Source organism: Pseudoalteromonas rubra, from assembly GCF_001482385.1.
In the GTDB taxonomy this organism is placed as follows: Bacteria; Pseudomonadota; Gammaproteobacteria; order Enterobacterales; family Alteromonadaceae; genus Pseudoalteromonas; species Pseudoalteromonas ardens.
This window is the reverse complement of sequence record NZ_CP013611.1, coordinates 2,107,159-2,131,785: the sequence shown is the minus strand read 5'-3', so window position 1 is coordinate 2,131,785 and position 24,627 is coordinate 2,107,159. Positions and strand designations below refer to the sequence as shown.

Below are 24,627 nucleotides of genomic sequence, written 5' to 3'. Positions count from 1 at the left end.
TCTTACACATTTGTGCCTGGTCGATTACAATAGCGCCATCTTAATACGGAAAGCTTGGGAAATTTATTCGCGTGCGGTCTATACACCGCATATGCAGCAGGATTGAGCCCAATTTTTCACAACGTGGTGGATCTTCAATTTAATGACTATCAAACTGGCTATAAATGGTTTTGGTCGTATTGGTCGCAATATAGTGCGAGCTTTGTATGAATCTGGTCGCCAGCATGACATTCAAATCGTCGCCATAAATGAACTTGCCGATCCGCAGGGCATTGCACATCTGCTGAAATACGATACCTCACATGGGCGTTTTGCTTTTCCTGTTCACCTTGATGCGCCTTATCTGACGGTTGGAGACGATAAAATCCAACTGTTTAGCGAAGCCGATCCCAGCCATTTACCCTGGCATGCCCTCGATGTTGATGTTGTTTTAGAGTGTACAGGTGTATTTCATTCCCGTTTTCATGCTCAGGCACATTTGCGCGCGGGTGCCAAGAAAGTGTTGTTCTCTCACCCGGCTGACGCGGACGTCGATGCCACCATAGTGTATGGTATCAATGACAAAGAACTGCGTCCTGAGCATACCATCGTATCAAATGGGTCATGTACCACTAACTGTATTGTCCCTGTCATAAATGTATTGGATGATGCTTTTGGGATTGGCTCGGGCACCATCACAACGATCCATGCGTCTATGCATGATCAACAGGTGATTGATGCTTATCATCCTGATCTGCGGCGCACCCGCGCAGCAAGTCAGTCAATTATCCCGGTGGATACTAAGCTGGCCCGCGGGATCGAGCGGATCTTGCCTAAATTTCATGGCTGTTTTGAAGCCATTGCAGTGCGGGTACCCACCATTAATGTGACGGCAATGGATCTGAGCGTGACCCTGAACAGTGATGTGACGCTTGAACAAGTGAATAATGCATTACAACAGGCCGCTGGTGGTCCGTTGCAAGGGATACTGGACTACACTGAAGAGCCTTTGGTCTCGGTGGATTTTAATCATGATCCACATTCCAGTATCATAGATGGTACCCAAACACGTGTCAGCCAGAAACGGTTGGCGAAGTTGCTGGTGTGGTGCGACAACGAGTGGGGATTTGCAAATCGCATGCTCGATACAGCCACAGCAATGACACAAGTTAATTAAAAACTCAGTATCGTTCTTGAAGGAGATGTCAATGTCAGTCATTAAGATGGCGGATTTAGATTTAAACGGCAAACGCGTTCTGATCCGTGAAGATCTTAACGTACCGGTGAAAGAAGGTAAGGTTACATCAGATGCCCGTATCAGAGCCTCTTTACCTACCATTAAGCTTGCCCTGGAAAAAGGTGCCAAGGTTATGGTGATGTCTCACCTGGGTCGCCCAACGGAAGGGGAATACGATGCGCAGTATTCACTACAACCAGTTGTTGATTATCTTAACGACGCGCTAGATCAAAATGTGCGTCTCGTTGACAACTATCTGGATGGCGTTGATATCGCAGATAATGAAGTTGTGGTATTCGAAAACGTCCGCTTCAATGTTGGTGAAAAGAAGAACGATGAAGCCCTGTCGAAGCAGCTGGCAGCACTCTGTGACGTGTATGTAATGGATGCATTTGGTACAGCGCACCGTGCTCAGGCATCAACGCATGGCGTTGGTTTGTTTGCTGACGTTGCCTGTGCAGGTCCGTTACTGGCGGCAGAGTTGGATGCATTAGGTAAAGCGCTAGATAACCCGGCACGCCCTCTGGTTGCTATCGTGGGTGGCTCTAAAGTGTCTACTAAACTGACAGTACTTGACTCACTATCTAAAGTGGTTGATCAGTTGGTTACTGGTGGCGGGATTGCGAATACCTTTATCGCTGCAGCAGGTAATCCGGTAGGTAAGTCACTATATGAAGCAGACCTGATTGATGAAGCGAACAAACTGAGTGCTGCTGCGCTGGCTAATGACGGAGATATTCCTGTGCCTACAGACGTGGTAGTTGGTGACGAGTTCTCAGAGTCTGCGGTTGCAGAGATCAAAGATGTAGCGGAAGTCCGTGACACTGACATGATCTTCGATATTGGTCCTGAAACTGCTAATACGCTGGCTAAGATTATTGCCAACGCAGGTACAGTGGTTTGGAATGGTCCGGTGGGCGTATTCGAATTCGATCAATTCGGTAATGGTACTGAAGCGATTGCTAATGCGATTGCTAAGTCCAGCGCTTTCTCAATTGCTGGTGGTGGTGATACCCTTGCTGCGATTGATAAATACGGCGTAGCAGATGAAATCTCATACATCTCGACTGGCGGTGGTGCGTTTTTAGAGTTCCTTGAGGGGAAAAAACTGCCAGCAGTCGCTATGCTTGAACAAAGAGCGAAAGCGTAATTCAAGCACGATGCTGCGCAATACGTCGCAGCATCACATTTTTGGGCCGATAGTTTGGTCCGGTTTTGAGACTCTCTCACATTTATTCTCAAAACAAATTGAGTGTGTAGCACTTAAAATTTTATCCCGTTCAAATCGATGAGCACGAGTGCTGATCTGGAAATATCAGCTTCACTCATCAACAATTGGAGAAAGCACAATGGCTTTAATCAGTATGCGTCAATTGCTGGATCATGCCGCAGAGCATGGTTACGGCGTTCCTGCCTTTAATGTAAATAATCAAGAGCAAATGCGCGCTATTATGGAAGCGGCAGACAAAACCAACAGTCCGGTGATTGTTCAGGGCTCGGCAGGCGCACGTAAGTACGCAGGGGCACCGTTTATTCGCCATATGATTTTGGCCGCAGTGGAAGAATGGCCACATATTCCGGTTGTTATGCACCAGGATCACGGTACATCTCCGGGCGTCTGTCAGCGTTCAATTCAGCTCGGATTTTCATCAGTTATGATGGATGGTTCTTTGATGGAAGATGGCAAAACCCCGTCTAGCTATGAGTACAATGTCGATGTAACACGACGTACTGTAGAAATGGCACACGCTGGTGGTGTTTCGGTTGAGGGTGAACTGGGAGTACTGGGTTCACTAGAAACGGGTGAAGCGGGTGAAGAAGATGGCATTGGTGCGGTAGGTAAACTCTCTCATGATCAACTGCTGACCGATCCTGAAGAAGCGGCTGACTTCGTTAAGAAAACAGGGGTTGATGCACTGGCCATTGCTTGTGGTACTTCTCATGGTGCATACAAGTTTACGCGTCCACCAACGGGTGACATTCTGGCAATCAACCGTATCAAAGAGATCCATGCACGTATCCCGAATACCCATTTGGTCATGCACGGTTCTTCATCGGTGCCTCAGGAGTGGTTGGCCGTGATCAATGAATTTGGTGGAGAGATCCCAGAGACGTATGGTGTACCCGTTGAGCAGATCGTTGAAGGCATCAAGCATGGTGTGCGTAAGGTGAACATTGACACTGATTTACGTTTGGCTGCAACAGGTGCTATCCGTCGTCACCTGGCACATAACCCGGCTAACTTTGACCCTCGTAAGTACCTTGCTGAAGCAACGAAAGCGATGACAGAGATCTGTGTTGCGCGTTACGAAGCGTTTGGTACTGCGGGTCATGCAAGCCGCATTAAGCCAATCTCGTTGGACGATATGCACCTGAAATATCTGTCTGGCGAGCTGGATCCTCAGATCAAATAAATACTAACACGACACAATTGGGTTAGTGTTAAATGCCGCAGTGTGTGCACTGCGGCATTTTTGTTTGTGTTGATTGCTTCTGGCACATACGTTGATCCTGTTGGGATCAGAGTTTTACCTACCTATGTAATCTGGGATCAGATCTTGACTAAGTGACAAGAGTGAAGAGGTTTCTGGATCGTGATCTTACTAAGTCAGGGGAGGATCTGAGTGCATTACCCCCTTGGAACCGATCTAAAATCAATAAGTTAGCCCGTTGGTTGTGTTGAGTGTGCCAGAACTGATCATTTTTCTTAGTAAAAACATGATCCCGATCGGATCTTGTTGGTATAAATGTGATCTCTGACATTTTGACTTAGAAAAACTTTGATCCAGCGGTACATCACTTGATCTCTGATACAGAGCGTCTAGCTTTAAATAATACTCTATTCTGCTCACATTGATTTTTATTGGGGTCAAAGTATGAAAAAATGCTTTATGGCTGCCCTTATAGGGTGTTCTGCGCTGGCTTGCATGGAAGTAAAAGCTGAAGAGCTCAAGGTTTACGGTCGCGCCCATTTGGGTGTGGCAAACAGTGATACGGGAAGTGGCTCAGACACATCTGTTGAGAGCTATGCTTCCAGGATGGGGATCAAAGGCGGAGCAGACATAGACACCGGGATCTCTGCGTTTTATAAGTTGGAATTTCAGGTTGAAATGTCAGAAAACGACAACGACGGTAAGTCTGAAGAGAACATTACCGCCCGCTCACAGTATGTGGGTGTCAAAGGTCGGTTTGGTCAGGTTTTAGTGGGTCGGGCTGACACGCCTATGAAGAAGTCTCAGGGGAAAGTGGATCTCATGAACGACTTCAATGCCGACATCAAGAGCTTTTTTGTTGGTGAAAACCGCCTTGGCGACACGTTACAATATACAACCCCTTCATTGAATCATCTTAAATTTACAGTCAGTTATATCAGCGAAGACAACAGCAAGCAAAATGGCGAGAGCGGGTTGTCGATGGCTGCCTCTTATGGTGACAGTAAACTGAAAAAAACCGCGATTTATGCCAGTGTGGCACGCGATGAAGAAGTCGCAGGCCAGGACATTACTCGTATTACTGTACAAGGCAAAGTGGCTAAAGTGACCTTAGGTGCCAGTTATCAGCAAAGTGAAGCCATTGACAGTAATGACACGGTAGACAGTTACATGGCCAGCGCATCATTGAAGTTGGACAATGGTTACAAGTTGCTGGCGCAATATCAAAACTCCGATGGTGCCTCCGGCAAGCTGAAGGACTCTGGTGATGCAACTTCCATCGGGGTTGAGAAAAGCCTATCAAAGCAAACGAGAATGTACTTATGGTACACGAAAATCGATCTCGATAACGAAGCGGATCAGGATCATATGGCACTGACATTAAGGTATGACTTTTAGCGTACAGGGTGAGCTCATACTCAATAGGGCCGCTTGATCAAGCATGCATTTAATAGCGTTATGCTGTAGGGGCTGTGCAACATGAAAGAATCCCACTGGATTAATTGGACTTAGTAACCCCCATATCGCTGGGATCAAGTTTATCGTCATAACTCGGTCTGAGTGCTCTGTTGCTGAGTCATATTGCTCTGGTTTATAAATGAACTTGAATGGCCCGTATGTCTGGCGTTACGTGGCTTTTACAGCGTAGGTTTTGTGACTTGTGTACACAAACCGACAAAACAAACTTGACTAAACAAGGATTTAACCCATTTTCTGGTCAAGGTAAGCCAGCATTTTAATGAAACTTACGTTTTTTCAGTATTATAGCTTTGTATTTGTTTGGCCCTATTTTTTTCCCAATTGTCATCTTTTATCACTTGGTATTTCATAAAACTGTCATACTTAGTCATAATAATGAAACCCACTTCGGTAACGTAAGAGATAAATGGGAATGTCACGTAAAGTACTGGTAGTTGATGACGAAGCACCGATCAGAGAAATGTTGGTGTTTGTGTTGGAACAAAATGGTTTTCAAGCCATTGAAGCTGAAGACTATGATTCTGCAATTGCAGCTATGGTTGAGCCTTATCCTGATATGGTGTTATTGGACTGGATGTTGCCAGGTGGCAGCGGTATTCAGATTGCCAAAAAGTTTAAACAAAGCGAATACACCAGACAAATCCCGATTATCATGCTGACAGCACGTGGGGAAGAAGAAGATAAGGTCAAAGGATTGGAAGTGGGTGCAGACGACTACGTTACTAAACCTTTCTCTCCAAAAGAATTAATGGCACGTATCAAGGCAGTGATGCGAAGGGTTTCTCCAACGTCACTGGAAGAGGCTATTGAAGTGCACGGGTTACGTCTTGATCCGATCTCACACCGCGTAACCTCTGCTGGCAATGAGCTGGAAATGGGGCCTACTGAATTCAGATTGCTGCATTTCTTTATGACACACCCGGAGCGTGTTTATAGCCGAGAGCAGTTGTTGGATCACGTTTGGGGCACTAATGTGTATGTTGAAGATCGTACAGTGGATGTTCATATCCGTCGCTTACGCAAAGCGATTGCACCTTTGGGCCATGATCGCCTAGTACAAACCGTACGCGGTGCTGGTTATCGCTTCTCGAGTAAGCTGTAAAGCACCTGGCGCTATGGTAGGCTAACCGTGGCGCATTTTCTTTAGGATCATTTTGTATGTATAGGGTGATTGATAAACAGGCGTTATTGAAACGCCTGTTTTTGTATTTCCTGCCATTAACCCTGATTGGGATCTTATTAGGCGCACCGTTTGTATTACTCTTTATCGGTGCCATGGTGCTATTGATCTGGCATTATCAACAACTGTATCGACTGAGTGACTGGTTAATCAACCAGCGCAGTTTTAACCCACCTGAAGGCTCAGGAGCCTGGGAGCAGATCTTTGAAGGGATCTACCAGCTACAACATCGCAACCGTAAAAAGCGTAATGAGCTGGCTGAATTGATCCGACGTTTTCGCGAAGGTGCCGAGGCGGTACCGGATGCTGTGATTGTGATGCAACAGGATCTCAGTATTGTCTGGTGTAACCAACTTGCCCTCAAGGTGCTGGGTCTGCAATGGCCGACAGATCATGGGCAACGCCTGGATAACCTGATCCGCGATCCTAAGTTCGTCAAATATATGCAGGCTCATGATTTTGATGATCCTCTGGAGATGGAGTCTGGGCATGGCGGAGAGCGTGTATTAGAGTTTCGGGTTATGCCCTACGCAGAGCAGTTAATGATGGTGGTGCGTGATATCTCCAGACTGAAACAGCTCGAGCAGATGCGCAAAGACTTTGTTGCCAATGTATCTCACGAACTGCGTACACCACTGACAGTGGTGACGGGCTATCTGGAGATGATGGAAGGCGATAATATGCCATCGCCGGCAATGTGGAACAAAGCGCATCATACCATGATAGAGCAGTGCAAACGGATGGATAGCTTGGTCAATCAGTTGCTCTCCTTATCTCGCATTGAAGGGCAACGTAACCAAGACAATGACAAAGCGGTGAACGTGCCAGCCATGCTGACTCTGATCCAGACTGAAGCCAATTCACTGAATCAGGATAAACATCATGAGATTGAGTTTAACGTTGATCAGGCACTGGATATTAAAGGGTGTGTTGATGAGCTACGTAGCGCCTTTTCCAATCTGGTGTTCAATGCCATTCATTACACTAAGCCTGGTGGCAAAATCACCGTGAACTGGTTACTGGAATCAGAGCGTGCCCGCTTTTCTGTTATTGATAATGGTGATGGGATTGCGCCTGAGCACATAAACCGGCTCACAGAGCGTTTCTATCGTGTAGATAAGGCACGTAGCCGCAAAACCGGTGGCTCCGGGCTGGGTTTGGCCATCACCAAACATGTCTTGTCACGTCATGACTCACATTTGGAAATTGACAGTACACTGGGCAAAGGATCGTGTTTCTCATTTGCCTTCGAAAAAGAAAAACGCATTTTTATGACAAGTAATGAAAGTCATAAAAGTGTCATTTGAGAGTAATTTTATTGTCATTTGTTTTCTGCACAATGTGCTCAGAAATTAAATGGGAAGAACATTTGGAGTGACCCCAATGAAATTTAAAAGCTTAGTTGCCGCAATGGGTGTGGCTGTAACAACACTGGTATCTGCTCAAGCCTCTGCACTTGATAAGAATCTACCTGAGTACAACAAAACCAGCGGTATCTCAGGTAACTTTTCATCTGTGGGTTCTGACACACTGGCTAACATGATGACGTTCTGGGCGGAAGAGTACAAACGTATTTACCCTAACGTGAACATTCAAATTCAGGCTGCGGGTTCTTCTACTGCACCACCGGCTTTGACTGAAGCGACAGCCAACTTTGGCCCAATGAGCCGTAAGATGAAGTCGAAAGAAATCGAAGCGTTTGAAAAGCGTTATGGTTATAAGCCGACTGAAGTACGTGTTGCTATCGATGCATTGGCAGTATTTGTACACAAAGATAACCCAATTCAGGGTCTGCGTATCGACCAGGTTGATGCTATTTTCTCATCAACGCGTAAATGTGGTGCTTCTGAGCAAGTTGAGCGCTGGAGCGACTTAGGTCTGTCTGGCGACTGGGGTAGCAAAGACATTCAGTTGTATGGTCGAAACTCAGTATCAGGTACTTATGGTTACTTTAAGAAAAAAGCCCTGTGTAAAGGTGACTTCCGTAACAACGTAAACGAACAGCCAGGTTCAGCTTCAGTGGTTCAGTCAATCTCTTCATCAGTGAATGCAATTGGCTACTCAGGCATTGGTTATAAGACATCAGGTGTGCGCACAGTACCGCTGTCGAAAAAAGGCGACAACTTTGTTGATGCCACACTGGACAATGTTGCAAAGGGTAAGTACCCACTGTCTCGTTTCCTATACCTTTACGTGAATAAGCACCCGAACAAGCCGCTTTCTCCAATTGAAGCTGAGTTCCTGAAGATGGTGCTGTCAAAAGAAGGTCAGAAGATCGTAGAGAAAGATGGCTATGTACCACTTTCAAGCCAGCTTGCAAGCAAAGAGCTTAAGAAGCTAGGCCTGCTATAAGCATTGCACAGAAAGAAAAAACCGCTCCTGGAGCGGTTTTTTTATGTCCAATTTTTGCCAGCAATAGTTTTTAATACAAGGTGTTATTACGCTGCTGCTGAGTGAGCTGCTCAGCCTGCGCCTTGCATTGGTTAAACGACTCAATACACCCATTGCTACACACCTGCATGGCCATTGACTGAGGGTTCGCACGTTGCTCGCAACTTTGTTCGCATTGATAGTTTTGTTGTGCGCACTGGTTCAGTTCAGGGGAATTGGTATTACTACAGCCTGCCAGTAGCAAGGCGATAATCGATATCTGTGGTTTCATGAGACAGTCCTGCAAGAGAGTAATTGAAATTAGGATCCCACAGCGCTGTGCGCCGAGAACTCAGGGATCCTATACATTGTTATGCGTCGGTGAGGACCTGGATATTATCGATTAGTCTCACTTGGCCGAGGTAAGCAGCAGCCAAAATGACAAACTCACCGTCTTCCAGTGTAGCAGGTTTTAGGCTCTGTCTTTGTGCGATAGAGAAGTAATCAGGTTGAAGTCCCGCATCTTCAAGTACAGATTTGGCTGCCTGCTGCAGCGTTGCATAATCGCGTACGCCGTCTTGCAGTTGCTGTGCGGTATCATTTAATACCTGATATAGCACTTTAGCGGTTTCTTTTTCTTGTTCAGATAAATAGCCATTGCGTGAACTCATTGCCAGCCCGGAAATTTCCCGCTGAGTCGGTACGCCAATAATTTCGATAGGCATCGATAAGTCGCGGACCATGGTTTTGATAACCTGAAGTTGCTGATAATCTTTTTCCCCAAAGCAGGCAAAGTCAGGTTGTACTAGGTTGAATAACTTAGTGACGACCGTAGCAACGCCTCTGAAGTGACCGCTGCGGCTGCCACCGCAATAGCCTTCGGATACACCAGGGACATCGACATAACTTTGTGTGTCGAGCCCGTTTGGATAGATAGCATCAACACTGGGCGTGAAGACAATGTCTGTGTCCAGTTCGGCTAAGCCTTGTTTATCCTGGGTCAGTGTCCGTGGGTACTTGTCCAGGTCTTCGTTGGCACCAAATTGCATTGGATTGACAAAAATACTGACCACCACTTTGTCCGCCAGAGTTTTGGCCTTTTCAACCAGAGAAAAATGCCCCTGATGCAAATTTCCCATAGTGGGAACAAAGGCGATGCTTTGCCCTTGTTGTCGCCAGGCCTTGATTTGGCTACGCAGAGATTTGATTTCTGTAATTGATTGCATTAGTTAAACTCGTGTTCTTGAGAGGGGAATGCTCCACTTTTCACATCGGCGCAAAACTTTTCGACCGCTTCAGGCATGTTGCCCGTCTCGGCGAGGAAGTTTTTCGAAAACTTAGGAATATAGCCTGCAGAGATACCGACCAGGTCGTGCATAACCAGGATCTGGCCATCGGTGTCTTTACCCGCTCCAATACCAATGACCGGAATGCTCAGCGCTTCACTGATACGTTTTGCCAGTGCAGAAGGAATACACTCCACAACCAGCAGCTGTGCACCAGCCTGTTCCAAGGCAATCGCATCGGCAACCATTTTCTCCGCCTGTGCGTCTTCGCGGCCCTGAATTTTAAAGCCACCAAAGACATTCACGGACTGTGGTGTCAGGCCTAAATGACCACACACTGGGATGCCTTGTTGAGTGAGCAAACGAATAGAATCAAGCAGCCACTCACCGCCTTCCAGTTTGACCATATTTGCGCCTGAACGCATTAACGTCGCCGCGTTTTCGCATGCTTGTGCCGGGTTAGCGTAGCTCATGAAGGGCATATCTGCGATCACAAATAGCTCTTTGCTGCCAGCGCGAACACAGCGAGTATGGTAGGCGATATCAGTGGTAGTGACAGCCAGTGTATCTTCGCCGCCTTGCAGTACCATACCTAATGAATCTCCGACCAGGATAATGTCAACGCCATTGTCATAGAACAGCTTGGCAAAGCTGGCATCGTATGCGGTTAGTGCCGTGATTTTTGTTCCTTCACGCTTTTTCTTGGCCAATGTTGAAACGGTTACTTTAGCCATATTTCCCCCTTTGTGTTCAATTCGATGCTGAGCGCACTGCGGTGCTCAGGTCATGCTATGCAAGCGACGCTGCAACAGGATACTGACTAATGGCAGTCAGCCCGTTACGTGGTAATGTCGTGGCGATGTCCGCCAGTGCCTGGCCTGTGGGTAAAGTGAGTCCAGGTGCAATCTCCAGTAATGGAAAGACCACAAATTCACGTTCACATAAGCCATAATGCGGCACGATCAGTCGTTGCGTTGCTATCTGCGCATCGTTGTATAACAGAATATCTAAGTCTAAGGTACGTGGACCCCAACGTTCGGCTTTGCGTACCCGGCCATGTTGCAGTTCAATTTGCTGGAGCAAATCAAGTACCTCAATGGCGGGTAGATCCGTGATAAGTTTGGCAACGGCGTTCACATAGTCGGGTTGGTCCTGCGGACCCATAGGTTTTGAGGCATAAAAGCTGGAGACCTGCGCGAGCGTAAGTACAGTTGATGTATTCAGTGCATCCAGCGCATTACGTAGCTGTGCCTCAGGGGCGTTAAGATTCGCCCCCAGTCCAATATAAACGGTGTTCATGATTCGGGATTAGGTTTTCTACGTGGTTTGTTTCTGGGACGGCGTCTGCGCCTTTCTGAGCCTCCTGAGCGTTGACCCAGTGCTTTCACCATCTCTTTTTGTCCGGACACGTCCTGTTGTAAATAATCGGTCCACCAGTTTGCCAACTCTTGTTGCTCAGTTTCGCCACTTTCAACCCGTAACAGCAGGAAATCATATCCGGCTTTGAATCTGGGTTGCAGGCTGAGACGATAGGCGCGTTGACCACCGCGTTTATCCAGGCGCTGTTGGATGTGCCAGATATCTCGTGCACCCAGCGTAAAGCGCTTGGGCACGGCAATATGACGCGCGTTCTCGGCCAGAACCTGACTGATTGCCTGCATAAAGGCATCATACTCGTTCATACCTTCCGCTATCAGCGTGTTACAACGATCGCGCAGTGGGAACCACAACAGGGCTGCATAAATAAAGGCCGGAGTGACCTTTTTATCTGCGTTGATGCGATCGTCCGTATTGGCAAACATTTTTTGGATAAAGGTAATTTCAAACTCACTGTCAGCGCTATCTAAAATGGCATCTACGGCCGGAAATAGCTGTTTAAACAGGCCATATTTTCTGAGCATCAGGAAATTAGCTTCGGCCTTGCCACCCAAAAAGAGTTTCAGGGTTTCTTCAAACAAGCGTGCTGGTGGAATGTTACCAAGCAACGGGGCCAGTTCAGCAATCGGCGCTTCAGTTGGGCCGGCAATGGTCATATCCAGCTTAGTGGCGAAACGTACCGCGCGAAGCATACGAACCGGATCTTCGCGGTAACGGGTTTCAGGGTCGCCGATGAGTTCTATTTTACGGTGCTCAATGGCCGCAATACCGCCGGCAAAGTCTCGGATGCTGAAGTCGTTAATCGAATAATAAAGTGCATTAATTGAGAAGTCGCGGCGCTGCGCATCCTCTTCAATGGTGCCATACACATTATCGCGCAGCAGCTGGCCCTGGTCGCTTGACTGACTGGTCGGATCCGGATTGTCCTGTGCCTGATGGTGTCCGCGCATGGTGGCCACTTCGATGATTTCCCGGCCGAAAACGATGTGCGCAAGGCGAAAACGGCGGCCAATTAAACGACAGTTACGAAATAGCTTTTTGACTTGTTCAGGTGTGGCGTTGGTCACCACGTCAAAATCTTTCGGTTCAATCCCTAACAAAATATCACGAATACAACCACCAACTAGGTAGGCGTCATAGCCTCCATCTTTAAGTCGGTATAGTACTTTGATTGCATTGGGGCTAAATTGTTTGCGCGAGATTGCATGCTCACTGCGTGGTATCAACACAGGTGTAGCGCTGCATGTCACGGTTCCTAGCGGATCTTTGCCTTTAACTATCTGGCGGCAAAGCTTAATAATTTTGGAAATAATAACGACTCTCCTAACGACCCTGAACAATCAATATTGCGTGCAATAATGCATACACACTCGCCATACGGCCATAGAACCTGTTTTAGTTTGTATAGTGTAGGCGAATTAACGAGGCCCGCTATCATATACTCAAATGGGGTCAAATTGAAGGAGCGGGCGTGGATTCATGATTAAAAATCCAACATGAGATTGAGTACCAGGACCTGGGGAAAAGATGGCTGTGGCCTCAGGCGGTTAACCGGGTAAAATCATAGTGTCCGTCGCTCAACAGGGAAACCTGGATCTCGCGATGACGCGGTAAAGCTTGTAAAGTAAATTGCTGTTCTGCCCAGCGCAGAATGGTGGGTACGGGGTAGTTTTGTAATTCGTCCGGAACAGGCAAACCCAGAAAGCGTAACGCGGCACACAACGCAGGCTGTGGCCTGGTATTGTCGATCGCGGGGGCATGGTTTTGCTTGGATAGTTTAAAGCCGGGCTGTGCCACTGCGAGCGAGACATGGGCATAGTCTGGCGCGTCGCCAATAAGTTGTCTGAACAAGCTGATCTGGCGTGCGGTGGGCTCTAACAGGTCTGCACCGCGCACAATGCGAGTAATTTGCTGGTCAATGTCATCGACGACCACAACTAACTGGTAAGCAAACAGATCGTCACGGCGCTTTACGATATAGTCTTCTTCAGCTAAAGCGTTGCTCAATAGAACCTCACCCTGAAGCAGATCGGTGAATGAATAAACGGGTTGGGTTTGAGTAAGTCTCAGTGCATTGCCTTCGGGTGTGAGCTGTCGCTCCCGACAATGGTTATCATAAATGCCACCGCGTTGCTTGAGTGCTTTACGGGTACAGCTGCAAGGGTAGATCAGATTTGCGGCATCTAGCTGCGCAAGTACATCCTGATATAAGTCGTGACGCTGGCTTTGATAAACCACTTCACCATCCCAATGCAGACCATAGGCGTCCAAAGTTCTGAGGATGTCATCGGCGGCACCAGCAACCACTCTGGGTGTGTCTATGTCTTCCATGCGAATCAGCCACTGACCTTGATTGATTTTGGCATCGAGATAACTGGCGAGTGCGGCGATCAATGAACCGAAATGGAGCGCACCGGAGGGAGAGGGAGCAAATCGACCTCGATAGCTCCCGGATAGATAATCGCTATTAAACTGGGGTAGCATAGCTGAGACGAACGTGTGTTAGCCCCGGCCTTGTTGTTTTTCTTTTATTTCAGCGATTGATTTACAGTCTACACATAGGTCCGCTGTTGGGCGGGCCTCAAGGCGGCGAATACCAATTTCAATGCCACATGAGTCACAATAACCGAAATCGTCGTCTTCGATCAGTTGTAGTGTTTTTTCAATTTTCTTGATCAGCTTACGCTCACGGTCGCGGGTACGCAGTTCTAAAGAAAACTCTTCTTCCTGTGCTGCACGATCGACTGGATCCGGGAAATTTGCCGCTTCATCTTGCATGTGGCTCTTAGTGCGGTCAACTTCGTTACGAAGATCGCTACGCCACGCTTCCAGTAATTTTTTGAAATGCGCACGTTGTGCGTCATTCATATATTCTTCACCCGGTTTTTCCTGATAAGGTTCTAAACCGGCTTGAGCCAACAACCCTAGTTTTTTCTGGTCTGGCATAGCATTCTCCTAAATCCTTAATAAACAACCCCAGCTAACGCCGGCGGCTATAGATAGCAAAATCTTTACCCCTTGGCAAACACTTTTTGCTTGTTAGACCACTCCCGGTTTGAAGGTATGATCGGAATCACAAAGTCGCGACGAACGGGGGTCACACTGACATTTGCAGCTATATGGAGGCAAATTTTCTACTTTCAAGCTTAATACTCATTATACAGCACTTTTAATGCCGTAAGATCACTGTTGTATAACACGCTAGTTTAGTGCTCAGCAAAGGGAAGTGCTTCGGTGAGTATGATTTCCTGGGTTGATACTTTGGCCCGGTAGGCATAGATCTCGACCCCGTGTGCCAGCGCTTCCTCAATCAGTGCGGCGTACTTGCTGTCGATATGAGCGGCTGGTTTAACCTGCGCGATACCGTTGTGCATGACGACAAACAGCAACACAGCGCGCATCCCTTGTTGGCGAGTCTGGATCAGTTCGCGCAGATGCTTTTGACCTCGAGTGGTCTGGGCATCCGGAAAGTAGCCTTGTCCCTGTTCGAGCAGGGTCACAGATTTCACTTCTATGTAGCAGTCTGGTTTGTCCTGGTCCTGAAGTAAGATGTCGATGCGGCTATTCTCTGTGCCGTATTTCACTTCACTGCGCTGTGTCTGGTAGCCACTCAGCTCGGGAATGCGGTCCTGTTCAAGCGCTTCTATGGCAACCTTATTGGCCACCACGGTATTCACGCAGATCAGGTCGCCATCTTGATTTTCTGTCAGTTCCAGCGAGTGTGGATATTTGCGTTTTGGATTGCCACTGGTTGAGTAGTAGGCACCAAAGCCAGGGTCTGCACACCCCGTCATTTTGCCGGTGTTGGCGCAATGGACGGTGAATTCTTGTTGTGTATCGCTGCGCAAGTCAACCAAAAAGCGTTTATAGCGTTTTAGCAAGGTGGCTTTTGCCAGTGGGGCGTGAAACTTCATAGATTAATCGCATTCATTTGGGGCATTTTGCCCGCTAGTGTACACTGCAATTAACTAATAAGCGCAAGAGTGAAATCATATATGGCTGACAAATTTATTGTTCGACTGACGGATCAGGCCCCGGCTGCACATTGGGGTGGCAATGCGACTTTATCGTACGATCAGGAAGGTGCGCTGGTGCACCTGAGCGAACACGAGACACTGAAGACCATTCAAAAAGCGGGCCGCAGCGTGGCACAGCAAGGGATCCTTGCAGTTGAGTTACAGGGTGACGCCTGGTGCACTGAATCTCAGTGGGCATTTTATCAAGGGTTCGTAAGCCCGAAGCAACTGGATGGTGTTACCTTCTGTGATAACGCACAGTCTGACCTCAGTGAACTACAGGCACTGAAAACGGCTGCAACCTGGACCCGTCAGATGATCAATGGCACGGCTGAAGACATCTATCCGGAAAGCCTGGCAGGTAAAGCGGCTGAGTTTATTCAGTCACTGGCCCCCGAGCATGTCAGCTACCAAATCATTAAAGGGAACGCTCTGCTTGAACATCAATGGATCGGGATCCATGAAGTGGGCCGGGGCAGTGAGCGTCCACCGGTATTACTGGAGCTGGACTTTAACCCAACAGGCGATGAAGATGCTCCGGTTGCGGCAGCATTGGTGGGTAAAGGTATCACCTTTGATTCAGGCGGTTATTCAATTAAGCCAAGCGAAGGCATGCTCACCATGAAATGTGACATGGGCGGCGCAGCGACGGTGACAGCGGGTCTGGCCCTTGCTATCCAGCGTGGCATAGACAAACGCATCAAGCTGTTCTTATGCTGTGCGGAAAACTTAATTTCAGGTCATGCTTATAAGCTAGGAGATATCCTGACTTATAAAAATGGTACCACAGTTGAAATTGTGAACACGGATGCGGAAGGTCGTCTGGTACTGGCTGATGGTCTGATGGCTGCTGGTGAAACAGGTGCGCCATTGATTATTGACGCAGCGACCCTGACGGGCGCAGCTCTGGTTGCGGTTGGTCAGGAATACAATGCTCTGTTTGGCCTGGACAAAGAATTAGTGAACGAAGTACAACAGTTTGCTCATGAAGAGTTTGAGGCGGCCTGGCCGTTGCCACTGGAAAAATGGCACCAGAACAACTGTCCGTCTGCGTACGCTGACACAGCGAACAGCCGTGCACAAAAAGGCGGTGGCTTCGGTGGTGCATCTAATGCAGCGGGCTTCTTGTCTCGCTTTGTGCCCAATGAAGGCCTGGGCTGGGTGCATATCGACCTGGCGGCATCGTTCCAGAACACAGCTGGCTCGCAATGGGCATCGGGTGCAACAACGTTAGGCATGCGCACGGTAGCACGCACCCTGCAAGCTAAAGCCTGATAGGTCTGAAATGCAAAGAAAAAGCCCCAATCGGGGCTTTTTTTATGACAGTAAGGCAGCGGCCAGACGGACAAAGTCCGATGAAGTCAAAATACCTAACAATTTGCCCTTGTCATCTGTGACCGGCATGCAGCCATGACGGTTATCAACAAAAAACCGCACCACTTCCTGTAAGCTTTGCTGTGGCTGAATACTGGCGAAGTCGGTGGCCATCAATTCAGCAACTTGCTGTTGTTTTTCTTTACGCTCCAGTGCATTGGTGCCGTAGGTGGCAATGATCCTCATCACTTTGGCAATCATGATCTTTTGTGTCAGCATACCAACCAGCATGCCATTGTCGTCTATGACCGGGATATGACGAATGTTCTTTTCACGCATCAGGTTATGGGCATCGTTGAGGGTATTGGTTTCACTAACCGCCAGTGGGTCTGGCGTCATTAAATCGGCAACTGTGGTTAACATAGTACTTCCTTAAGCGAGCATGCTGTCTGAGTTAAGTCTAGCCGACACTGGGTATCAGTGAATGGTCCCAGATCAAATTTTTCTGCCAATGCGCTTAATTAAGGCGTATCTATCAAGCTGAGGGAAGCCCGTGTCCGGTTATTGTTGAGGCGCTTACCTTTGTAAAGACGTGACAAGAGTTTGCCAGTTTGTCTTCTGGCCGACTTCCAAAATAGGGCGTTTGGAGCGCGGTGAATGGACAGTTTAATCACCAAATTTGGTGACGAGTTTATGTCGATTGACCTTATTCTGAGGTGAGCGGGCTACGTTTTATCTCAGCCAGCTGGATGTACTTTTGTTCAACCAGGTGTGACAAAGGAACCAGCTCGATGCCCTCGTTTGCCAATTCGCCCAGTGCCTCGGCAAGAAAAAGCCGGGTTTGCGGATAGGGGTGCGCAATCCCGATGGCGTAGCCTTGCTGACGGGCAAGTGATTTTAGTTCTTCAAACTGGCGACGCAGCGCATCGGACTGTGTCTGGTTATCTAAAAAGACATGGCGGGCGACATTGGCGACACCATACAAATTGGCCACATTCTGGGCCTGACTGAGTTCTGTGGTGCGGCTGTCAAGAAAGTACAGCCCGCGCTTTTTGAGGAGTTCCATGGTCCACTTCATTGGCTCGACAGACTGGGTCAGTGCTGAGCCCATGTGATTATTGACGCCTTTGACCTGGGGCAAGGTTGCCAGCGCATGGCCCAGCGTGGTTTGCAGCTGCCATTTGCGCATGTCCAGTGTCAGGCCACCGGGTCCCAGCGCTTTGTCTTCAAGCGCCTGCATCGGTATGTGCAACAGCAATTCGCGGCGCTTGTGACTGGCCTGGTAAGCAAAGCGCTGTGAAAACGGGGTGTGTGGTAAAATGGCGTAACTCAAATGGCCGGGCAGATCCAGCAGTTCTAAGTCACGTTCGTGATATCCAATGTCGTCGATGACGATGGCAACCTGGTTGCCATAGCTTGGTGCCGCGCAGAGAAAAAGCACCAAAAAGCTTGTTATAAGTAAGCGCACTATCCTGAATTATTGTTGTAAATTATGGTTTTGTAATAGCTGTTCCGCTTCTCGCCAATGTTTATCTAGGTTGGCAACAAAGGTCAGTCTGACCTTTTTTTCACCAGCCATTATAGCGTCTTTGTCCAGTTCTAAAAGTACTTGTTTACTAAAAATCACATCAGGCTGGATCCCGGTTCCTTCTATGGACTGGCCTGAGGGAGTGAAATAGCGGGCCGTGGTCAGCTTAAGTGCGGTGGTACCATTGCCTATGGGGATCAAAGACTGAACTGACCCTTTGCCATAAGAGCGATTACCCAGGATCAATGCCCGGCTATTGTCTTGCAGTGCGCCGGCCAGTATTTCGGCTGCTGAAGCGGACTGCTCATTGATCAGCACTAACATTGGGGCACCATTGAGTATATCGCCTTGGGCTGCAAAAAAGCGTTGATTGGCATCATAAAAGCGTCCCCGGGTACTGACGATGGTGCCGCTTTGTAAAAACAAATCTGAGATGGCCACAGCACTGTTGAGTGTGCCGCCGGGATTGTCTCTCAAGTCGATGATCAGGCCCTTGAGTGGTTCCCCCAAATGGCTATTGAGCATGCTGATATGACGGGCAATGTCGTGGTAACTGTGATTATTAAAACTGCTTAGTAGCACATAACCAATGCCGCCGGGTAACAGCTGGCTGGAGACACTACGCAGAGTGATCTCCTGACGTCTGAGTGCCAATGTGACTTCAGTATTGGCGCGCTCCACGGTGAGTTGTATGGTTGAAAATTGGGCTTCTCGCAGTAGCTTAGAGACTTCAGCAATAGATTTGCGTTTCACATCATGGGTGTTGATGGCCAACAACATGTCACCGCCCTCAATGCCCGCGGCTTCTGCCGGAGAGCCTGGCAGCGTACCGACAATAACTACGCCATCCTCGACTTCTTCTACCTCAATACCCAGTCCGGTGTAGCGGCCGTTGGCTGCGCTGAATAAGGCTTCGAGTTCGTGCTCGTCAAGGAACTTAGAATAGTCATCAAGCTGGGTAAGTAATTCACTAAAGTTGTCTTTTTTTACATGGCTAAGCGGCAGATCTTCCACATAATAGGTGTGTATATGATAGAGAATTTCGTCGATTTGCTCGCCGGATAGCTGTTTGGCACTAAGCGGTAAACACAGCAAACTGAGCATCAGGCCGAGTACAAACAGCCAATGCCAGAGGTGGTTTTTATCAGGTTGAACACATGGAGTCATCATATGCTGCTCCTCACTGGGGGGCAGCATCGGTTAGTCAGTTAACTGGATCTGCACCATTTTACTGGATCAACAGCGCTTCCCTTATGCCGTATTTCGAAGTATAGACCAGGATCGGTTTGTCCGCCGCTTTGCCCAACCAGGGCGATGGACTCGCCTGGCATAACCTGATCGCCAACGTCCTTAAGCAGGGTCTGGGCGTGACCGTACAGGCTCATAAAGCCTTCCCCATGATCTAATACGATGACCCAGCCAAAACCGTTCAACCAATCGGCATAGACCACCTGACCCGGTGCGACACTATTAACCGGTGTGCCATTGCTGCCTCGGATCACGACGCCTTTCCAGTTCATGCCAACATGTTTTCGCTGACCAAACCTGTGTTTCAGACGGCCATCGAGAGGCCAGGCAAGCTTGCCCTTTAACCTTTGTAACCCTTGCAGTTGCGCCACATATTGTTCGGGGCTGCTGGCCTGCTCTGAGGCTAAGGTTTCGAGGGTGGAAATTAAGGTTTGCTCGTTTTCTTCGAGGTAGGCGATAGCCGCTTTTGCCTGACTGAGCTTATCGTTGAGTTTGGCCAGATGGGTTTTGCGGGCGTTTTGCGCCAGCATTAATTCGTCCCGACGGACGGTCTGCTGCGCTTGCAACGCAAGCAGCTGTTTCTTTTTACGCTCTAACTGGGTACGGTTTTCAGCCAATTTGGCAAATACTGATTTGAGGGCTTCGAGCTGCGCGATACGTGCCTGGTTAAAGTAATCGTAGTAACTGATGGTGCGCTCTAACGCCGCGGCATGTTGCTGGTTCAACAGCATTTTTGAGTAATCGTGGCTGCCTGTGACATAGGCACTTTTGAGCTGTGCTGCCAACAGCCGCTGTAAGCGCTTTTTTTGCAGTTCAAGCTGCTCGGCTTCGCGTTGCAGTGTATATTGCTGTTGTTTGTTTTCGCTGATCCCTTGCTCGGTGAATGCCAGTGCCTTGGCACTTTTTGCGATCTCCAGCTCAAAAGATTGCAGGGTGCTTTTGAGTGCACTAAAGCTGGCTTGTTGCTGTTGATAGGCGGCCTGACTCTTTTTGAGCTCAGCCTGCACCGCAGCCAGATCGGCTTTGGTGCGGGTTTCATTTGCCTGTCCCAGTAAAGGCAGCAAACAGACCGAGAGTACAGCAAGCGTATGGCGCATAAATTACTTCAGCAGCATGACGGGAGAACCAGTCATTTCCTCAGGTTGTGCCATACCCAGCAGGTGCAACATAGTCGGTGCGACATCGCTGAGGGTTTTACCGGTTTGTGGTTGTGCATCGCGGCCGATATAAATGAAAGGTACAGGCTCGCTGGTGTGTGCCGTGTGGGCTTGGCCCGTTTTGCTGTTCACCATTTGCTCGGCATTACCGTGATCGGCTGTGATCAGTGCTTCACCGCCGGCTTCTTCCAATGCAGCAATAACGCGGCCAATACAGGCATCGACGGCTTCACAGGCTTTTACAGCCGCATCAAATACGCCGGAGTGACCGACCATGTCGCCATTCGGGTAGTTACAGATGATGACGTCGTGTTCGCCACTGTGAATGGCGTCAATGAGTGTGTCGGTCAGCAAGGCTGAGTTCATCTCAGGCTGCAAATCATAAGTAGCAACTTGCGGTGATGGGATCAGCTCGCGCTTTTCGCCTTCAAAGAGGTCTTCACGACCACCACTGAAGAAGAAAGTCACGTGGGCATATTTTTCTGTTTCAGAAATGCGTAGCTGCGTTTTATTGTGTTTGGCTAACCATTCGCCCAATACATTGGTGAGCTTCTCCGGTGCAAAGGCGATCGGGGCATGAATGTCGGCAGCATACTCTGTCATCATCACAAAACCACTCAGCACCGGCGCTTTTTGTTTGTTGAAGCCATCAAAGTCGGTATCCACAAACGCACGGCTCATTTGACGGGCGCGGTCAGCCCGGAAGTTGAGGAAGATCAGCGTATCGCCATCGTTGATGGTCGCCGCTTCCTGGTCTTCTGCGGCAATCACCGTGGCGTTAACAAATTCGTCGTTTTCATCGCGGTCATAGGCGGCGTTCAGGGCACTGACGCCATCGGCAAAACGGTGCTCGGCCTGGCCACAGACCATCAGGTTATAAGCAGCTTCAACACGCTCCCAGCGGTTATCGCGGTCCATGGCATAGTAACGACCTACAATTGAGGCCAGACGACCACAGCCCAGCTTGGTGAAGAGTGCTTCAATACGTTCAATCGAAGCCTGTGCACTGCGAGGAGGGGTATCACGACCGTCCAAAAAGGCGTGAAAGTAAACCGCTTTGGCACCGCGCTTGGCTGCCAGCTCGATGGCGGCAACAATGTGATCTTCGTGACTGTGTACGCCGCCCGGGCTCAGTAGTCCCATCAGGTGAACTGCTTTACCGGCTGCAACGGCCTTGTCGATGTTGTCGACCAGTGCGGGGTTATGCTCAAACTCACCATCGTTAATGGCTTTAGTAATGCGGGTAAAGTCCTGATAGACGATACGGCCGGCACCGAGGTTGACGTGGCCGACTTCTGAGTTACCCATCTGACCGTCTGGTAATCCCACATCCAGGCCTGAACCAGAGATCAGCGTACGCGGACGTGTTTGCCATAGTTCATCCAATACCGGCGTGTTGGCTGCTAAAATAGCATTGCTCTCAGCATCTTCGCGGTATCCCCAGCCATCTAGGATCATTAATACCAGAGGTTTTTTCTTCACAGTCATTTGGGCTCCTGAAACGTGCACGAAATCTGGCCATAGGATACCCTGTTTTATATGATTATTCAGCCCTCTAAGCGTGATTTATCCTCAACCACTTTAAAATTCACATTAGCCATTAACTATGAGGGCACTTAGCTTTACCGAGTGCTGTGCAGGGGGTTGGGTTGTGTCAGTGGACTGAGCGATTACGTCACAGATGTTTGTACCAACGCCCGTAAGAAAGTATACTCGCGAGCAATTTCATTTCCCGGTTGGTAAGAACAATATGGAACAATACATCGAGTTTTTAGGCAGAAACCCCATTCTCAGCATCATCTGGCTGGTTTTAGCAGCTATGTTGGTCTCTAGCTGGTTGAAAGGCATGTTTTCTAAAATCCGTCAGATCAATCCGCAGCAGCTCACTATCCTGGTGAACCGTCAGGAAGGTCAGGTGTTTGACATGCGTGCAGTGAAGGAATTTAACGGTTCGCGCATCGCAGGCAGCGAACACATGAATGTGGAAAAAGCCAAACAAAATGATTTCGCAGGACTTGAAAAGTTTAAAACTAAGCCCATTATACTGGTGTGTAACACCGGCATGACCGCCTCTGGCATTGCCAGCAATATGTACAAAGCGGGCTTTGAGCAAGTATACGTTTTGTCGGGTGGTTTTGGTGCCTGGCAAACAGCCGGCCTGCCAACCGCCTCGGGTAAATAGGAGTAAATATGAGCCAAGTTGTTATTTATACAAAGGATTACTGTCCTTACTGTCATCGTGCAAAGGCGTTGCTGGATAGTAAAGGTGTCACATATACCGAGTATGATATCGGCGCGCAACCCGAGCTGCGTGAAGAGATGATCAGTAAAGCAAATGGCGGTCATACTGTGCCACAGATTTTCATCAAAGAGCAGCACATTGGTGGTTGTGACGACATGATGGCACTCGAAGCACAAGGTAAGCTGGACGCATTACTGAAATAATTTTTGGCATCCCGGGTACGACTCGTGGTGCTGCCCCACATTAAATAAAGACGAATAATTAGGAAGAACAATGACAGAGCAAAACAACGCAGCTGCTGCAGAAGAACAACAAGGTCCACAATTTAACATTCAGCGCATTTATACCAAAGACGTGTCTTTCGAAACGCCTAACTCTCCGGCTATTTTCCAGAAAGAGTGGACACCTGAGGTAAAACTGGACATGGACACGCGTTCTGCCAAGCTGGACGAAGGTGTATATGAAGTTGTTCTGGCACTGACTGTGACTGCATCATTGGGCGAAGAAACCGCATTCCTATGTGAAATCCAGCAAGCAGGTATCTTCTCTATCGGTGAACTGGAAGAGCTACAAATGGCACACATGCTTGGCGCATTCTGCCCGAACATCCTGTTCCCGTATGCACGTGAAGCGGTATCTGGCCTGGTTAACCGTGGTACTTTCCCACAATTGAACCTGGCACCAGTTAACTTTGACGCGCTATTTGCTCAGTACATGCAGCAACGTGCAGCGCAAGAGCAAGCTGCTGACGCATAAGTGATGAATACAGCACATTCAGCTGTGACCGTATTAGGGGCGGGGTCGTATGGCACCGCCCTTGCTATTTGTTTTGCCCGCAACGGTCACCAGGTTACTCTTTGGGGACGTGACAGCACTGCCATCGCGCAGTTAGCCAGTTCGCGTCAGAATGCCCGTTATCTGCCAGACATTGATTTCCCTGCCTCATTGCAGCTGGAAGCTTCACTGACTAAGGCTGTCCAGGCCAGTCAGTTGGTCCTGGTGGTGGTGCCTAGTCATGCGTTCGCGCAAACTCTGGAGGCAATCAAGCCACACTTGTTACCTGGTACTAAGGTTGCCTGGGCAACAAAAGGGCTAGAGCCAGATACTGGTCGGTTGCTGCAGGATGTGGCGCTGGACGTACTCGGTGAGCAGGTTCCATTGGCAGTTTTGTCCGGGCCGACCTTTGCAAAAGAAATGGCCGCCGGGTTACCTACCGCGATTTCAGTGTCATCTCGTTGCGAAGCATTCAGAGGTGAGCTGGCTAAGTTGCTGCATTGTGGTCGCTCGTTCCGGGTGTATAGCAATGACGACTTTATCGGTATCCAGTTAGGCGGCGCAGTGAAAAACGTCATCGCCATTGGTGCGGGTATGTCAGATGGTTTTGGCTTTGGTGCCAATGCCAGAACAGCCTTTATCACCCGTGGTCTGGCAGAACTTTGCCGGTTGGGGCTCTCGCTGGGTGCTCGCTCTGAAACCTTTATGGGGATGGCGGGACTGGGCGATCTGATCCTGACTTGTACTGACAACCAATCTCGTAACCGACGTTTTGGTCTGGCTCTGGGTCAGGGTAAAAACGTTGAAGAGGCCATGCAGAGCATTGGCCAGGTGGTTGAAGGATATCGCAACACCAAAGAAGTGTACTTGCTGGCAAAACGTACTGGCATTGAAATGCCTATCACGGAGCAGATCTATCAGGTGCTGTATCAACAAAAAGACGTCAAAGAAGCGGCTATGGCACTGCTTGGCAGAGAGCAAAAGTCCGAATAACCTGATGTCTGAAAA

Annotated in this window: 25 protein-coding genes; 12 read left to right on the top strand and 13 right to left on the bottom strand. The window is 48.7% G+C overall.

Annotated elements, in window-relative coordinates; translation table 11 throughout:
• The first annotated feature begins 142 nt into the window (after window positions 1–142).
• From epd to AT705_RS09380, 7 genes are all read left to right on the top strand, one after another.
• The gene (gene epd / locus AT705_RS09410; protein WP_058796398.1) at window positions 143–1,156 is read left to right on the top strand and encodes an erythrose-4-phosphate dehydrogenase; all 1,014 of its coding nucleotides are present in this window, start codon (window positions 143–145) and stop codon (window positions 1,154–1,156) included.
• Window positions 1,157–1,187: 31 nt separating this feature from the next.
• Window positions 1,188–2,366: a phosphoglycerate kinase gene (locus tag AT705_RS09405; protein ID WP_058796397.1), complete on the top strand. Its 1,179-nt coding sequence runs from the start codon at window positions 1,188–1,190 to the stop codon at window positions 2,364–2,366.
• Window positions 2,367–2,565: 199 nt separating this feature from the next.
• Entirely contained in the window at window positions 2,566–3,630 is a 1,065-nt protein-coding gene (fba, locus tag AT705_RS09400; protein ID WP_010383466.1) for a class II fructose-bisphosphate aldolase, read from the top strand.
• Window positions 3,631–4,092: 462 nt separating this feature from the next.
• Window positions 4,093–5,046 carry a porin gene (locus tag AT705_RS09395; protein WP_237113808.1) on the top strand — a complete coding sequence of 318 codons (954 nt, stop codon included), beginning with the start codon at window positions 4,093–4,095 and terminating at the stop codon, window positions 5,044–5,046.
• Window positions 5,047–5,539: 493 nt separating this feature from the next.
• On the top strand, window positions 5,540–6,229 hold the full coding sequence (gene phoB / locus AT705_RS09390; protein WP_010383464.1) for a phosphate regulon transcriptional regulator PhoB: 690 nt from the start codon (window positions 5,540–5,542) through the stop codon (window positions 6,227–6,229).
• A 56-nt stretch (window positions 6,230–6,285) separates the two neighbouring features.
• Window positions 6,286–7,614: a phosphate regulon sensor histidine kinase PhoR gene (gene phoR, locus AT705_RS09385; protein WP_058796396.1), complete on the top strand. Its 1,329-nt coding sequence runs from the start codon at window positions 6,286–6,288 to the stop codon at window positions 7,612–7,614.
• A gap of 76 nt (window positions 7,615–7,690) precedes the next feature.
• Window positions 7,691–8,659, top strand: coding sequence for a PstS family phosphate ABC transporter substrate-binding protein (locus AT705_RS09380; RefSeq protein ID WP_010383461.1), 969 nt, complete (start codon window positions 7,691–7,693; stop codon window positions 8,657–8,659).
• Between the two features lie 70 nt (window positions 8,660–8,729).
• Here AT705_RS09380 and AT705_RS09375 read toward each other — a convergent pair whose 3' ends face one another.
• The 8 genes from AT705_RS09375 to sfsA all read right to left on the bottom strand — a co-directional run bounded on the left by AT705_RS09375 (window position 8,730) and on the right by sfsA (window position 15,254).
• A complete protein-coding gene (locus AT705_RS09375; RefSeq protein WP_058796395.1) occupies window positions 8,730–8,969 on the bottom strand; it encodes a hypothetical protein in 240 nt (79 codons plus the stop codon).
• Window positions 8,970–9,048: 79 nt separating this feature from the next.
• Entirely contained in the window at window positions 9,049–9,903 is an 855-nt protein-coding gene (gene panC, locus AT705_RS09370) for a pantoate--beta-alanine ligase (protein WP_058796394.1), read from the bottom strand.
• Window positions 9,903–10,697: a 3-methyl-2-oxobutanoate hydroxymethyltransferase gene (gene panB / locus AT705_RS09365; protein ID WP_058796393.1), complete on the bottom strand. Its 795-nt coding sequence runs from the start codon at window positions 10,695–10,697 to the stop codon at window positions 9,903–9,905. The genes panC and panB overlap by 1 nt, the downstream gene beginning before the upstream one ends.
• Window positions 10,698–10,752: 55 nt before the next feature.
• The gene (folK, locus tag AT705_RS09360) at window positions 10,753–11,262 is read right to left on the bottom strand and encodes a 2-amino-4-hydroxy-6-hydroxymethyldihydropteridine diphosphokinase (protein WP_058796392.1); all 510 of its coding nucleotides are present in this window, start codon (window positions 11,260–11,262) and stop codon (window positions 10,753–10,755) included.
• Entirely contained in the window at window positions 11,259–12,620 is a 1,362-nt protein-coding gene (gene pcnB / locus AT705_RS09355; RefSeq protein ID WP_237113820.1) for a polynucleotide adenylyltransferase PcnB, read from the bottom strand. Before pcnB ends, folK begins: the two co-directional genes overlap by 4 nt.
• Window positions 12,621–12,879: 259 nt before the next feature.
• Window positions 12,880–13,824, bottom strand: coding sequence for a tRNA glutamyl-Q(34) synthetase GluQRS (gluQRS, locus tag AT705_RS09350; RefSeq protein ID WP_058796390.1), 945 nt, complete (start codon window positions 13,822–13,824; stop codon window positions 12,880–12,882).
• An 18-nt stretch (window positions 13,825–13,842) separates the two neighbouring features.
• Window positions 13,843–14,286 carry an RNA polymerase-binding protein DksA gene (dksA, locus tag AT705_RS09345; protein WP_010383453.1) on the bottom strand — a complete coding sequence of 148 codons (444 nt, stop codon included), beginning with the start codon at window positions 14,284–14,286 and terminating at the stop codon, window positions 13,843–13,845.
• A 260-nt stretch (window positions 14,287–14,546) separates the two neighbouring features.
• Window positions 14,547–15,254 (bottom strand): DNA/RNA nuclease SfsA, encoded by a 708-nt coding sequence (gene sfsA, locus AT705_RS09340; RefSeq protein WP_058796389.1) that lies wholly within the window; start codon window positions 15,252–15,254, stop codon window positions 14,547–14,549.
• Window positions 15,255–15,335: 81 nt separating this feature from the next.
• Here sfsA and pepB point away from each other — a divergent pair, with 81 nt between their 5' ends.
• Complete coding sequence (gene pepB, locus AT705_RS09335; protein ID WP_058796388.1) at window positions 15,336–16,631, top strand: aminopeptidase PepB; 1,296 nt, start codon at window positions 15,336–15,338, stop codon at window positions 16,629–16,631.
• Window positions 16,632–16,673: 42 nt separating this feature from the next.
• Here the strand turns inward: pepB and AT705_RS09330 are convergent, their stop codons facing one another.
• From AT705_RS09330 to gpmM, 5 genes are all read right to left on the bottom strand, one after another.
• Window positions 16,674–17,093 carry a CBS domain-containing protein gene (locus AT705_RS09330; RefSeq protein WP_058796387.1) on the bottom strand — a complete coding sequence of 140 codons (420 nt, stop codon included), beginning with the start codon at window positions 17,091–17,093 and terminating at the stop codon, window positions 16,674–16,676.
• Between the two features lie 283 nt (window positions 17,094–17,376).
• On the bottom strand, window positions 17,377–18,111 hold the full coding sequence (locus AT705_RS09325; protein WP_335339068.1) for a divergent polysaccharide deacetylase family protein: 735 nt from the start codon (window positions 18,109–18,111) through the stop codon (window positions 17,377–17,379).
• Window positions 18,112–18,147: 36 nt separating this feature from the next.
• Window positions 18,148–19,368: a S41 family peptidase gene (locus tag AT705_RS09320; RefSeq protein ID WP_058796386.1), complete on the bottom strand. Its 1,221-nt coding sequence runs from the start codon at window positions 19,366–19,368 to the stop codon at window positions 18,148–18,150.
• Window positions 19,369–19,406: 38 nt separating this feature from the next.
• The gene (locus tag AT705_RS09315) at window positions 19,407–20,543 is read right to left on the bottom strand and encodes a murein hydrolase activator EnvC family protein (protein ID WP_058796385.1); all 1,137 of its coding nucleotides are present in this window, start codon (window positions 20,541–20,543) and stop codon (window positions 19,407–19,409) included.
• 3 nt (window positions 20,544–20,546) lie between these two features.
• A complete protein-coding gene (gpmM, locus tag AT705_RS09310) occupies window positions 20,547–22,091 on the bottom strand; it encodes a 2,3-bisphosphoglycerate-independent phosphoglycerate mutase (RefSeq protein ID WP_058796384.1) in 1,545 nt (514 codons plus the stop codon).
• A 262-nt stretch (window positions 22,092–22,353) separates the two neighbouring features.
• Between gpmM and AT705_RS09305 the strand changes: the two genes are divergently transcribed.
• The 4 genes from AT705_RS09305 to gpsA all read left to right on the top strand — a co-directional run bounded on the left by AT705_RS09305 (window position 22,354) and on the right by gpsA (window position 24,612).
• A complete protein-coding gene (locus tag AT705_RS09305; protein WP_010383442.1) occupies window positions 22,354–22,785 on the top strand; it encodes a rhodanese-like domain-containing protein in 432 nt (143 codons plus the stop codon).
• A gap of 8 nt (window positions 22,786–22,793) precedes the next feature.
• Window positions 22,794–23,048, top strand: coding sequence for a glutaredoxin 3 (gene grxC, locus AT705_RS09300; RefSeq protein ID WP_010383441.1), 255 nt, complete (start codon window positions 22,794–22,796; stop codon window positions 23,046–23,048).
• A 70-nt stretch (window positions 23,049–23,118) separates the two neighbouring features.
• Window positions 23,119–23,601: a protein-export chaperone SecB gene (secB, locus tag AT705_RS09295; RefSeq protein WP_010383440.1), complete on the top strand. Its 483-nt coding sequence runs from the start codon at window positions 23,119–23,121 to the stop codon at window positions 23,599–23,601.
• Between the two features lie 3 nt (window positions 23,602–23,604).
• Window positions 23,605–24,612, top strand: a complete 1,008-nt coding sequence (gene gpsA, locus AT705_RS09290) for an NAD(P)H-dependent glycerol-3-phosphate dehydrogenase (RefSeq protein ID WP_058796383.1) — start codon at window positions 23,605–23,607, stop codon at window positions 24,610–24,612.
• The last annotated feature ends 15 nt before the right edge of the window (window positions 24,613–24,627 follow it).